The sequence below is a fragment of the Candidatus Skiveiella danica genome, from assembly GCF_022705245.1.
Taxonomy (GTDB): Bacteria; Pseudomonadota; Gammaproteobacteria; order Burkholderiales; family Burkholderiaceae_C; genus Skiveiella; species Skiveiella danica.
In genome coordinates, this window is record NZ_JAKJEW010000028.1 from 19,229 (window position 1) to 32,157 (window position 12,929).

The following is a 12,929-nucleotide window of genomic DNA, read 5'->3' on the forward strand; positions in this document are numbered from 1 at the left end:
AAATCAGCCTCGGTTCAGGGCACCGGGCCTAGCGCGGCAGGGAATTGATTTCCTTTTCCCACTTCGCAATCAGGCGGCGCCGCTCGGCCGAGGCGCCGTACTTGGCGTAGTCGTAGTTGATGAGCTTGATTTTCTTCGGATCGGGCATGCGCGGGTCGATCGCCGTGGCCGAATTGCTGGGCAGCTGGAATTGCTTGGCGGCCACGCCGAACTGCTGCGCGCCGGGTGTCAACGCCCATTCGTAGAACTTCTTTGCCACCTCCATGTTGCGCGCGCCCTTGACGATGCTCATGGAACCGATTTCGGCACCGGTGCCCTCGGAAGGCGTGGCGGAACCCACAGGAAAGCCCTGGATGGCCTCGGTGGTGACGTCGTGCACGAAGCTGATCGAGACCATGGTTTCGCCCCGCGCTGCGGCCTTGATCGGTGCGGTGCCGCTGCGCGTGTAGGTGCTGATGTTCTTGTGCAGCGACTTGAGGTAGTCGAAGGCCTTGTCCTCGCCCATGATCTGCACCAGCGTGGCAATCACGGTGTACGCCGTGCCGCTGGAGGCCGGATTGGCCATCTGCACCTCGCCCTTGTACTCGGGCTTGAGCAGGTCGGCCCAGGACTTGGGCGCCTGCGCCTTCTTGCGGGCCAGCAACTCGGTGTTGAAGCCGAAGCCCACGGGGCCCAGGTAGACGCCCACCGTGCGGTATTTCGCGTCCTCAGCCTGCTTACGCGCCCAAGGGTAGAGCTGCGGCAGCAGGGGCGACTTGTATTCCAGCGTCAGGCCCTGCTCGGCCGCCTGCAAGTGCGGGTCGCCCGTGCCGCCGAACCAGATGTCGGTCTTGGGGTTGTCCTTCTCGGCAATGAGCTGCGCCAGTGCTTCGCCGGAGCCTTTCATGCTCATGTTGACCTTGGTGCCGGTGGTGCGCGAATAGACGGTGGCCATCATGTTGCACCAGTCGGCCTGAACCGAGCAGATGATGTTGACTTGCCCCTGCGCCGCGGCGCCCATGGATGCGGCCAGGGTGGCCGCCAACAGAATGGTCTTCTTCATGATGTGTTCCCGATGTGATCGCTGACCCGTCAGTCTCGTGGTTTGGCAGCGTTGAAATGATAGGGCAAACGCAAACAGCAACCGGCTCTCGGAATGCCCAACGAGGTCCGTCAGGGCCACGCGCTCGGGCCTCGGCCGGCCTCTCGCGGCGCTCCAGGGCCGTTCATCAGTCCATTGTTAAAGCAAAACAAGGCCGTTCCCAGCGCCAGCCGGTCACAGCATGCTGCCAAAAAAAGAGCAATAACGCCTGTCGTGTCGAGCGTTTCGCGTGCGACGACTCAGATGCGGCCTTCTTCGACCGCGTGGCACGCGATCTTCACGCCGGCAAAGTCGAGGAATTGCGGTCGCGTCGACCTGCACCGGTCGTTGGCGTGCGGACAGCGCGGGTGGAAGGTGCAACCGGTCGGCGGGTTCAACGGGTTGGGCACCTCGCCCTGCACCGGCGTGCGGGCACGGCCGGTGTCGTGCATCTTGGGGATCGCATCGATCAGCATGCGCGTGTAAGGGTGGCGCGGGTTGTCGAACAGCGTGTGCTTGTCGGCCAGCTCCACCAGGCGCCCGAGGTACATCACGCCCACTTGGTCACTGACATGGCGCACCACCGCCAGGTTGTGCGAAATGAAAAGGTAGGTCAGGCCCCGGCTGCGCTGCAGGTCTTTCATGATGTTGAGCACCTGCGCCTGCACCGACACGTCAAGCGCCGATGTCGGCTCGTCGCACACCAGAAACTCGGGCTCGGTGGCCAGCGCGCGGGCGATCGAGATGCGCTGGCGCTGCCCGCCCGAGAACTGGTGTGGGTACTTCACCATGTCCAGCGGCGACAGGCCCACGGACTTGAGCAGATCGCCCACCTTGGCCTTGAGCTGATCCTTGTCGGTGATCAGCCCGTGCTCGATCAGAGGCTCGCCCACGATGTCTTCCACGATCCAGCGCGGATTCAGGCTGGCATAGGGATCCTGGAAGATCATCTGGATCCGGCTGCGCAGCTTGAGCCCGCCGGCCGTCTTGAAGATACCGTGCGCGTCCAGGCCATCAAACTGAAAGTCGCCGCGCGTGGGCGCGTACAGCCCCACCAGCAGGCGCGCCACGGTGCTCTTGCCACAGCCCGATTCGCCGACCAGCGCCAGCGTCTTGCCTTTTTCGATCTCGAAACTCACGCCATCGACCGCGGCCAGATACTGGCGCGGCTTGCGCTCCAGCACGCGGTTCAGCCACGGCGGAGAGACGTCGAACGACATGGCCAAGTCGCGCGCCTGCACCAGCGGCGACGTCAACGGGGTCGTGCTCATGCCGTGACCCCCTGTTGGTCCTTGGCATGCAGCCAGCATGCCGCCCGTGTGGCACCGGCCAGCAGCAAGTCGGGTCGCTCGCGCCCGCACCGTTCGAAAACCTGCGGACAGCGCGGGTTGTAAGCGCACCCCTGGGGGATGGCGTTCAGACGCGGCATGGCACCGTCGATCTGGTTCAGGCGTTCGCGGTCCTGCGTCATGTCGGGGATGGCGGCCATCAGGCCCGCTGTGTAGGGATGGGCGGGCATGTTGATGACTTCGTGCACGGGGCCGATCTCGGCAATGCGCCCGGCGTACATCACGGCCACGCGGTCACAGGTCTCGGCGATGACGCCCATGTCGTGGGTGATCAGCATGACGGCGGCACCGTGCTGGGCGCAGACGTTCTTCAGCAAACTGATGATCTGCGCCTGCACCGACACGTCCAGCGCCGTGGTGGGTTCGTCAGCCACTATCAGCTTGGGCTCGGCCGCCAGCGCCAGGGCAATCACCACGCGCTGGCGCATGCCGCCGGAGAATTGATGGGGATAGTGGTCGATGCGTTGCTCTGGCGCGGAGATGCCGGTGTCCTGCAGCAGGTTGATCGCGCGCGCGCGCGCTTCGGCTGCACTCACGGGCAAGTGCGCCAGAATGGTTTCGACCAATTGCTGCCCGACGGTGTAGAGCGGGTTCAGCGAGGTCAGCGGATCCTGAAAGATGGCGCCGATCTTCCGCCCCCGTATGTGGCGCATCGCCGCATGATCGAGGTTGTCGATGCGCTGGCCTTCGAGCAGGATCTGCCCGCTGGCCACCCGCCCGGGCGGCTCCAGCAGGCCGATGATGGCCGCGCCGGTCAGCGACTTGCCCGCGCCGGATTCACCCACGACACCGAGGATCTCTCCCGGCGCGATATCAATAGAAATGTCGTCGAGCGCGCGCAACGTGCCGCGTCGGCCCGGGAATTCGACCACCAGATTCCTGACTTGCAAGAGACTCATCGTATTTGGACCGTGTTTAGCGCAGGCGCGGGTTCAGCGCGTCGCGCAGCCAGTCACCCAGCAGGTTGACCGACAGCGCGATCAGCACCAGCATCACGCCGGGGAACACCGTGATCCACCATTCGCCCGAGAACAAATAGTCGTTGCCGATGCGGATCAGCGTGCCCAGCGAAGGCGACGTCGGCGGCGCACCGACGCCCAGGAATGACAGCGTCGCCTCGGTGATGATGGCCGTCGCGACCTGGATGGTGGCCAGCACCAGCACCGGGCCCATCACGTTGGGCAGCACGTGGCCGCGCATGATGCGCCGCGAAGGCACGCCCGTCACACGGGCCGCCTGGACGTATTCCTTGTTGCGCTCCACCAGCGTCGAGCCCCGCACCGTGCGCGCGTACTGCACCCAGCCGGTGAGCGAGATGGAAAAGATCAGCACGCCAAACGCCAGCCCGTCACCCCCATTGGGGAACAGGGCGCGCCCGACACCCGCGATGAGCAGGGCCACCAGAATCGCCGGGAAGGACAGCATCACGTCGCACAGGCGCATCAGCGCGGCGTCGATCCAGCCGCCACGAAAGCCCGCAAGCAGCCCCAGCGACACCCCCACCAGCACCGAAAGGATGACCGACACCACACCAACCACCAGCGAGATCCGTGCGCCGTAGATCACCGCGGACAGGATGTCGCGCCCCTGGTCGTCGGTGCCGAGCAGGTACTTGCGGGAACCGGCTTCACTCCAGGCCGGCGGCAGGCGCGCATCGCTGAGCTCCAGCGTGGTCAGGTCGAACGGATTGTGCGGCGCGACCCAGCCGGCAAACACCGACGCAAACACGCAGACGAAGGCGATGAGGGCCGCCGCCATCGCCACCGGGGAGGAGCGAAAGCTGTGGCCGATATCGCTGTCCAGGAAGCGCGCCACCCGCCCCATGGGCGCTGGTGTGGTTGATGTACTCATCGGTGTTTCTTATGGCTTGACAGTGATGTAGCGGAATGGCATGAAGTTGTCGGCCAACTGGATCAGGTCGATCTTCTTGTTCACGCCCCAGGCCAGAGCCTGCTGGTGCAGCGGCAGATGGCCGATGTCGGCGGAATGGAGATCAAAGGCCTCCTTGATCATGGCACTGCGTTTGGCCTTGTCGGTCTCGGACTGGATCGTCCTGGTGAGCTGGTCAACCTTCGGATTGCAATAGCTGCCAAGGTTGAACTGACCGGCACCCTTGTCGTCCGGGCAGGCCATCAGGGCATTGAGGGCGTTGTGGGCGTCATACGTGGTCGGCGTCCAGCCCAGCATGTAGAAGCTGGTGTCGCGGCGCAGCACCTTGGGGAAGTACGTGCCCTTGGTCTCCGCCTGCAGGTTGACCTTGATGTTGACGCGCGACAGGTTGGCCGCCACCGTCTGGCAGATGCGGGAATCGTTGACGTACCGGTCATTCGGGCAGTTGAGCGCCACCTCGAATCCATTGGGATAGCCGGCATCCGCCAGCAGCTTCTTGGCGGCTTCAGGGTCGTACGGCAGGCGCTTGTTCTGATCCGCATTGAATCCGTTGATGCCGGGGCCTACCATCAGCGCGGTGGGTTTGGATGCTCCGCGCATCACGGTTTTCTGGATGCCATCGATGTCGATCGCCTGGTAGAAGGCCTGGCGCACGCGCTTGTCCTTGAACGGGTTCTTGCCCTTCACGTTCGAGAACAGCAGTTCGTCACGCTTCTGGTCCATGCCCAGGAAGATGGTGCGCAGTTCCGGGCCTGCCAGCACCTTCGCGTTGGCCGATGCATTGATGCGATCGACGTCCTGCAGCGGCACCGGCTCCATGACGTCGATCTCGCCGGACAGCAGCGCCGCAACCCGCGTGGCATCGTTGCCGATGGGCGTGAAGATGACTTCGTTGACGTTGCCTTCGATCTTGCCCCAGTAATTGCCATTGCGCACGAAGGTGGTGCGCACGTTGGGCTGGCGCTCGCGCAGACGGTACGGACCCGTGCCGTTGGCGCGGAACGACGCGGCATTCTCAATGCCCTTGCGGCGGTCCACCGGGCGGGTGGCTTGGTTCGTCTCGCTCCACTTCTTGCTCATGATGAACGTCGTGGACAACGCATCGGGAAGAATCGGAAACGGCGCCTTGGTCTCGATTTCGATCACATGGTCGTTGATCTTGCGCACTTCCTTGATGTCGTTGACGTTGCTCTTCATGTCAGAGCCCTCGCCGGCGACTCTCGCCAGCGTGAACACCACATCGTCCGCGGTAAACGGCGTGCCGTCATGGAAAGTGACGCCTTTGCGCAGTTCAAATCGCCACACGTTGGGCGAGGTCTGCTTCCAGGACGTGGCCAAGGCAGGCGCCAGCGCGAGGTCCTTGCCGCGGCCCACCAGCGGTTCGTAGATGTTGCCGGTGACAGACAGTTGCAGGGATTCGTTGAGCGAATGCGGATCCATCGACAGCGCATCGCCCTGATTGGCGATCCGCGCCGTCTGCGCAGAAGCCATCAGGCCTGTTGCGGACAAAATCAGTGTCGCACCCATTGCGGGCAGGGTCTTCTTGAAGTTCATGAGGCGCTCCTTGGTAAAAAACAAATCGGTCAGTTTGAGGTTGTCGGCAGGGCCTGCTCGACCAGGCTGGCGTGCAGAGCCGCACCGAGCGGCAGGATCTCGTCGTTGAAATCGTACCGGCTGTTGTGCAGGAAGCAGCTGCCCTCGCCGCCCTGGCCGATGCGCAGGTAGGCGCCGGGCTTGACCTGCAGCATGAAGGAAAAGTCTTCCGACCCCATGCTGGGCTCCATGTCGCGCACGACATGGCCTTCGCCCACCAGCGATTGCGCCACATCGGCGGCGAAAACGGCCTCGGCGTCGGAGTTGACGGTGGCGGGATAGATACGCTCGTAGTGCACGGTGGCCGAGGCGCCGAAGCCCAGCGCCACCGCGCTGCACAGGTCGTGCAGGCGCTGTTCGACCAGATCCTGGACCACGGGGTTGAAGGTGCGCACGGTGCCCGTCAGCGTGGCCGAGCCCGGAATGACGCTGAACGCGCCCGGGTCGCCGGCCTGCACGGCGCACAGGCTGATGACGGCGCTGTCGAGAGGCTTGACATTGCGCGAGACGATGCTTTGCACCGCCGTGATGATGTGTGCGGCCACCAGCACCGGGTCCACGGCCATGTAGGCGTGGGCGCCATGGCCGCCACGGCCGGTGATCTCGATCGTGACGCGGTCGGCTGCCGCCATCATCGGACCGGGGTTCACGCCGATCTCGCCGGGGCGCATGGCCGGCCAGTTGTGCATGCCATAGACGGCCCCGACCGGGAAGCGCTCGAACAAGCCGTCCCGGATCATCTCGCGGGCGCCGGCATAGCCTTCCTCGCCCGGCTGGAAGATCAACACGGCGGTGCCGGCAAAGTGGCGGGTCTCGGCCAGGTAGCGCGCCGCGCCGATCAGCATCGCCGTGTGCCCGTCGTGGCCGCAGCCGTGCATCAGGCCGGCCTTGCCGGATTTCCAGGCAAAGTCGTTGTGTTCGGTCATGGGCAGCGCGTCCATGTCGGCTCGCAGGCCGATGGCCTGGGTCTGCCCGGTGGCATCGCGAATCCATGTGCCGCGGTTGTCCCGCCCATGGATGACGCCCACGACACCCGTCTTGCCGATTCCCGTGTGAACTTCGTCCACCCCCGAGGCCTTGAGCGCGCCCGCGACGCGAGCGGCTGTATAGACCTCTTCAAAACCCAGCTCCGGATGGGCGTGCAAGTCGCGCCGGAACGCGGTGAGTTCGGGGTGCAGTTCAGCAATGCGCGCAAACGCACGGCCATTGACACGGTAGCGCGGTGCCAGCATCAATGACCACCGCTCACGCGCAGGCGCGGGTCCACCACGAAGTACAGCAGATCGACCACCAGGTTGATGACCACGAAGATCAGGGCAATCAGGCACAGGTAGGCCGCCATCACCGGCACGTCGGCAAAGGTCACCGCCTGGATGAAAAGCAGGCCCATGCCAGGCCACTGGAACACCGTCTCGGTGATGATGGCAAAGGCAATCAGGCCGCCGAGTTGCAGCCCGGTGATCGTCATCACCGGAACCAGCGTGTTCTTCAGCGCATGGCCGAAATGAATGGCGCGATCGGACAGGCCGCGGGCCCGTGCGAACTTGATGTAGTCGGTGCGCAGCACTTCGAGCATCTCGGCGCGCACCAGTCGCATGATGAGGGTGAGCTGGAAAATCGCCAGCGTGACCGCGGGCAGGATCACATGGTGCCAGCCATCCAGGGTCAGCAAGCCGCTGCTCCACCAGCCCAGCTGGACCGTCTCCCCGCGACCGAAGCTGGGAAACCAGCCCAGCCCCACCGAAAACAACAGGATCAGCAAGATGCCGATCAGGAACGTGGGCAACGAGACCCCGAGCAGCGACAGCGTCATGAAGACCTGGCTCAGGAACGAGCCTCTGCGCAAGGCGGAATACACGCCCATCGGAATGCCCAGTGCCAGCGCCAGCACGGCAGCAATGGTGGCCAGTTCCATCGTGGCGGGGAAACGCTCGGCAATCAGGCGCGACACCTTGGCACCCTGGCGCAGGCTCAGGCCGAACTCCCCTTGCACGGCATTGGAAAGAAAGTGCCAGAACTGCACGAAAAAGGGCTGATCCAGCCCCAGGTCGGCGCGCAGGGCACGAATCTGCTCAGGCGTGGCGTCCTGCCCCAGAAGGAATACGACCGGGTCACCCACGTACTGAAACAGCAGGAACGCGATGAAGGCCACCGTGGTCATGACGATCATGGCCTGAAACAGGCGGCGCAGGATAAAGGCGAACATGGCTTGTGAATAAGTGAGTCAGCATGCTAGCAGAGCGAATAGCGTGCCGGCCTCGGGGTTTCCTTGAGGCTGGAGGTGCCAATTCGCCTGGGACAGCACTTGTCGCATGAAAAAAGGCCCTTGCGGGCCTTTATGCGAGTGAAAGCCCGATTACTTCACCACGATCAGGCGCCAGTCGAGACGGTTGTCCGCACGGTGAACCACATCGACATTCTTCTTCATGGCCCAGGGAATGATCTGGTTGTGCAGAGGGAGGTGCGACACCGTGTCGTTGCTCAGTTGCAGCGCTTGGGTCAGCAGCTCGGTGCGCAGCTTCAGGTCGGTTTCCTTCTTCGTGCGCTCCACCAAAGCATCCATTCGCGGGTTGCTGTAACGGCCGACGTTGTAGTTGCCGTCGCCACCGGCGCCCACACTGCGGGTCAGCGATTGCAGGCTGTAAAGGGCGTCAAAGGTCGGCACACCCCAGCCCAGCATGTAGATGCTGGCCTCGTAGCGCTGGATCATCGGGAAATAGGTCACCAGCGGCAAGGTGCGCAGCTTGGCCTTGACGCCGATCTTTGCCCACATCGCAGTGACGGCCTGGCAGATCTCCTCGTCGTTGATGTAGCGGTTGTTCGGGCAGGCAAAGTCCACCTCGAAGCCCTGCGGGTAGCCCGCATCGGCCAGCAGCTTCTTTGCGGCCTCGGGGTCATAGGCAAAGCGCTTGTCGACACCTTTGGTCCAGCCAGTGACCTGCGGCGCCACCAGCGCACCCGTCGGCTGGCTCAGACCGCGCATGGTGACCCGATTGATGCTGGCGATGTCAATGCCCTGGTACAAGGCCATGCGCACACGCTGGTCCTTCAGCGGGTTCTTGCCTTTGATGTTGGAGCCCGGCAGTTCGTCGCGATGCTGGTCCATGCCGAAGAAGATCGTGCGGTTCTCAACGCCATCGATCACCTTGAGATTGGCGCCGGATCGAATCCGGCCCAAGTCCTGCAGGCTCGGGTCAAGCACGAAGTCCAGCTCACCGGACAACAGCGCCGCCACACGCGTCGCCTCCGACTTGATGGGCGTGTAGATGATCTCGGTCACATTGGTCTTGGCATTGGCCCATCCCCACCATAGCGGGTTCTTCACCAGCACCAGTTTCTGGTCCGGCTGCCATTCCTTGACCATGAACGGGCCGGTGCCCATCGCGTTGCGGTGGGCATAGCTTTCGTCCTTGGTCCGAATGTCCTTGGGCTCGACCGACTTGTTCTTTTCCGCCCAGGCCTTGCTCATGATGCGCAGTTCGGTCAACTGATTGAGCAGCACCGGATTCGGACCTTTCATGATCAGGTCCACGGTGGTGTCGTTGACCTTCACCGCCTTGTCGATACCCTGGGTGTAGACCGCGTAATTGGAGGTCTTGGCCATCGCCCGCATGATGGAGTACACCACGTCATCTGCAGTCAGCGGCGAACCATCGCTGAACTTGACGCCGGGGCGCAGGACAAAGCGCATCTGGGTCGGCGACACCTGGCTCCAGCTGATGGCCAGTTGTCCCTCCGGCTTGAAGGTGGTGCTGTTGTAGTACACCAGCGACTCGTAAATGGAGGCATGAACACCATTGCCGAGCGCGTTGTTCTGCGAATGAATATCCAGCGTGGGGATATCGCTGGCGCTCGACCACTTGAACGTCTTTGCAAAGGCGGGGGCAGCCACCAATGAGGCAGCCAGGGCAGCAGACAACAAGGCAAGTTTGGTTTTCATGAGAATCTCGAAAGAAGGGATCATTGATGTTAGGGCGCGTTCATTTCCACTGAAACAGGGAAAGCCCGAAGGCGCTGGTCGATACAGGCAAATTCTACCGGCTCATGCGGTCAGGCACGGCCATCCCCGCAGTTCCACAGTGCCGCCGCAAGGCCTGCAAAAAAAAACCGCCAATCCGGAGATTGGCGGTTTTCAGACCATTTGATTCACAGCTGGCACAAGGCCAGCCGGGGATCAGAAGGAGTGCTTCACACCGAAGTCGAAACCGTAGGTGCTGTTCTTCAGACCAGGGTTGATACCCATGTTGTAAGAAGCAGTCTTGCCGTCGTTGTTGATGTACGAGTAGGTCGTGTACAGGGCGGTGCGCTTGGACAGGTTGTAGACATAACCCAGAGCGATCTGCGAACCGTCGACACCGTCATTCGTGGAGTTACCCCAGGTGTAGGAACCCTTCAGTTCGCCAGCGCCCAAAGGCATCGTCGCACCGATCATGTAGGTGTTGGAACGCACGGTACCGCTGGCAGGCGTGTCAGACGCTTCCTGGTTCCACAGGAACAAGGCCTTGGCCACGCCAAAGTTCCACGATGCGCCGACGTTGTTCACTTGGTACTGCAGGCTCGGAGCCCAGGTGGTGGCGCCCCAGCTGTAAGCGATGTCAACCGGGCCATTGGCGTAGCCGATGCGCACGCTGCCGACGTTGCCGTTGGAGCCCGCCGGGTTGCTTGCACCGCCGACCAGCTTGTTGTTCTGCTCACCCATGGCGTACATCGCCTGGCCATAGAAGCCAGAGATGTTAGGCATGAAGTAGCCGATGCTGTTGGAAGCGCGCACGCCAGCGGCGGTGCTGTTCAGGCTGTTGCCGGTGAGCAGACCCAGACCGACCAGCGTGAAGTTGCTGACCGCGCCCACGCCGTTGGTGCCGAACGGATCGAAGATCGTGGTGTTCCAGAAATACGGCACATAGTCACGGCCCAGACGCAACTCACCCCAGCTGCCAGCCAGGCTGACGGTGGAGCGGCGGTTGAAGGTCAGACCTTGCGTGCCGGTGTTCGCACTGGCGCTGCCAGCAACGGTGTTGTTGGTGCTGGAGGCGCTACCGGTACCGTTGTCGTTGTTGACACCGGCTTCCAGCCAGAAGCTGGCGCTCAGGCCGCCACCGAGGTCTTCCGTGCCACGGAAGCCCAGACGGCTGCTGTTGTAGCCAGAGTTCGTGAGACTCCAGATGTTGCCATTGGTGCCACCGTCAACGTAGCGAATGGTCGCATCGACCACGCCGAACAGGGTGACGGAGGATTGGGCCATTGCGGCGCCGGAAGCGGCTAGCACAGCCAAGGCGATCAGTGATTTTTTCATTGCGAGGTTCTCCAAGGTTAAACAGAGGGCTCCGGTTCGGGGGTTCGCTCCGATGCGAGGCATCCAAATGATCCCGCCGGTTCCCCGGGCCAACCTCCTTTTGGGAAGTTGTTGTTATTGCACCAGAGGACGGACGGTTTCGCAAAGGAATTGACCGGGATATTTGCATTTCGTTGCAGGCTTGCAACAAATCGGAGGCATACCGTGGAAATGCTGCCACACCCGGCGCAGAGGCCCTTGGTGCTGCGGGGGCAAAATGAACGCTTCTGATCCGTGCAACCCAACCCAACCCAACCAAGCCTCGCCCCAATGGACGCCTTGCTGACCGCCGCCGACACCGCGCTTCGCACCTTGTTTGCACTGCCCCGCAGCGCGCGCGCCTGCCCGACACTGCCCGCCGAGCCGAGCCACCTCAATGCCGGCGAGGCCCGGGAGGCCGGCGCATTGATGCGGGTCAACCACGTCGGCGAAGTCTGCGCGCAAGCCCTGTACGCCTCACAGGCACTGGCCACGAACAACCCCGTGCTGCGCGCCCATTTTAAGGCTGCGGCCCGCGAAGAAACGGACCATCTGGCCTGGACCCGCGCGCGCCTGGACGAACTGGGGGCACGCCCGTCGCTGCTCAATCCCCTCTGGTACGCCGGCGCATTTGGCATCGGTCTGCTGGCCGGGCGCCTCGGCGGCGACCGGCTCAGTCTGGGCTTTGTCGTGGAGACCGAACGGCAGGTGGAGGCACACCTGGCGAGCCACATGGAGCGCTTGCCCGCAGGCGACCAGGCCTCAAGGGCCATCGTGGCCCAGATGCGCGACGAAGAGGGGCGCCATGCCGACGAGGCCCTGGCAGCCGGCGCCCTGCCGATGCCCCAGCCCATCCGGCAGCTGATGCGCGGCGCAGCCAGGGTGATGACCCTCACGGCACACCGGATCTGAAGGGCGCGAGAGACCCGGCCAGCTCAGCGATCACTGCGCCTGGCCTCGGCCCTGTGCCCTGCCACACGCCGCCTCAGCAGCCAATAAGCACTATTATTTCAGTAGCTAAGAACATCCATTTCACGCTGGGATTTCGCCCTCTCAGGCTTCAATCAGCGTAAGACCGGTGGTGATGGCGGCGGTCTTGCCCAGCATGATGCTGGCCGAGCAGTATTTTTCGTGGCTCATGGCAATGGCGCGCTCCACGGCTGCTGCCGGGATGCCCTTGCCCGTCACGGTGAACTGCATGTGGATCTTGAGAAACACCTTCGGATCCGATTCCGCACGCTCGCTGGTCAGGGTGACCGTGCAGCCGCGCACGTCATGACGCCCCCGCTTCAGGATCAGCACGACGTCGTAGGCCGTGCATCCGCCGGTGCCCGCCAGCACGGTTTCCATGGGGCGCGGCGCCAGATTCTGCCCCCCGTTGCCAGGCTTGGCGGCATCGGGCGCGCCGTCCATCGTCAAGGTATGGCCGCTGCCGGTCTCGGCCACGAAGCCCATCCCGGTGCGCGTGCCGCTTGGGCCCGTCCAGCTGACTGTGCATTCCATCGTTTGAATTCCCACAAGGTTGATCGACCCGGCCCGACCCCGAAGACTTCCGTCAGGGACGCCCACTTTGTCGCAGTTTGAGACAGGCGCCGCTGCTGCGACGCAACAAATTATCGCTACACTGGAGCCCATGCATGAGGGTTCATGCGCTGCTTGTCTCCTCCACCCCTCTGAAAAAGGTGGATTGGCCCCGGACCGAAAGGTTCGGGGCTTTTTTCTGGGC

11 protein-coding genes are annotated in these 12,929 nt (G+C 63.2%); 1 reads left to right on the plus strand and 10 read right to left on the minus strand.

The features are described from left to right. Window positions 1–28: 28 nt before the first annotated feature. From ACMUOY_RS15245 to ACMUOY_RS15285, 9 genes are all read right to left on the minus strand, one after another. Window positions 29–1,042 carry an ABC transporter substrate-binding protein gene (locus ACMUOY_RS15245; RefSeq protein WP_413893589.1) on the minus strand — a complete coding sequence of 338 codons (1,014 nt, stop codon included), beginning with the start codon at window positions 1,040–1,042 and terminating at the stop codon, window positions 29–31. A gap of 278 nt (window positions 1,043–1,320) precedes the next feature. Further along, window positions 1,321–2,331: an ABC transporter ATP-binding protein gene (locus ACMUOY_RS15250; RefSeq protein WP_413893590.1), complete on the minus strand. Its 1,011-nt coding sequence runs from the start codon at window positions 2,329–2,331 to the stop codon at window positions 1,321–1,323. Next, window positions 2,328–3,308: an ABC transporter ATP-binding protein gene (locus ACMUOY_RS15255; RefSeq protein WP_413893591.1), complete on the minus strand. Its 981-nt coding sequence runs from the start codon at window positions 3,306–3,308 to the stop codon at window positions 2,328–2,330. Before ACMUOY_RS15255 ends, ACMUOY_RS15250 begins: the two co-directional genes overlap by 4 nt. Window positions 3,309–3,324: 16 nt before the next feature. After that, the gene (locus ACMUOY_RS15260; RefSeq protein ID WP_413893592.1) at window positions 3,325–4,260 is read right to left on the minus strand and encodes an ABC transporter permease; all 936 of its coding nucleotides are present in this window, start codon (window positions 4,258–4,260) and stop codon (window positions 3,325–3,327) included. 9 nt (window positions 4,261–4,269) lie between these two features. Next, the gene (locus ACMUOY_RS15265; RefSeq protein WP_413893593.1) at window positions 4,270–5,853 is read right to left on the minus strand and encodes an ABC transporter substrate-binding protein; all 1,584 of its coding nucleotides are present in this window, start codon (window positions 5,851–5,853) and stop codon (window positions 4,270–4,272) included. A gap of 29 nt (window positions 5,854–5,882) precedes the next feature. Then, complete coding sequence (locus tag ACMUOY_RS15270; protein ID WP_413893594.1) at window positions 5,883–7,124, minus strand: M20 aminoacylase family protein; 1,242 nt, start codon at window positions 7,122–7,124, stop codon at window positions 5,883–5,885. Beyond that, window positions 7,124–8,098 (minus strand): ABC transporter permease, encoded by a 975-nt coding sequence (locus tag ACMUOY_RS15275; protein WP_413893595.1) that lies wholly within the window; start codon window positions 8,096–8,098, stop codon window positions 7,124–7,126. The genes ACMUOY_RS15270 and ACMUOY_RS15275 overlap by 1 nt, the downstream gene beginning before the upstream one ends. A 150-nt stretch (window positions 8,099–8,248) precedes the next feature. Continuing rightward, entirely contained in the window at window positions 8,249–9,832 is a 1,584-nt protein-coding gene (locus tag ACMUOY_RS15280; RefSeq protein ID WP_413893596.1) for an ABC transporter substrate-binding protein, read from the minus strand. 234 nt (window positions 9,833–10,066) lie between these two features. Then, window positions 10,067–11,185, minus strand: coding sequence for a porin (locus ACMUOY_RS15285; protein ID WP_413893597.1), 1,119 nt, complete (start codon window positions 11,183–11,185; stop codon window positions 10,067–10,069). 309 nt (window positions 11,186–11,494) lie between these two features. Here ACMUOY_RS15285 and coq7 point away from each other — a divergent pair, with 309 nt between their 5' ends. Further along, window positions 11,495–12,115 carry a 2-polyprenyl-3-methyl-6-methoxy-1,4-benzoquinone monooxygenase gene (gene coq7 / locus ACMUOY_RS15290; protein WP_413893598.1) on the plus strand — a complete coding sequence of 207 codons (621 nt, stop codon included), beginning with the start codon at window positions 11,495–11,497 and terminating at the stop codon, window positions 12,113–12,115. A gap of 141 nt (window positions 12,116–12,256) precedes the next feature. On the opposite strand, the gene ACMUOY_RS15295 is transcribed toward coq7, so the two are convergent. Beyond that, window positions 12,257–12,706 (minus strand): OsmC family protein, encoded by a 450-nt coding sequence (locus ACMUOY_RS15295; protein ID WP_413893599.1) that lies wholly within the window; start codon window positions 12,704–12,706, stop codon window positions 12,257–12,259. Window positions 12,707–12,929: the final 223 nt, after the last annotated feature.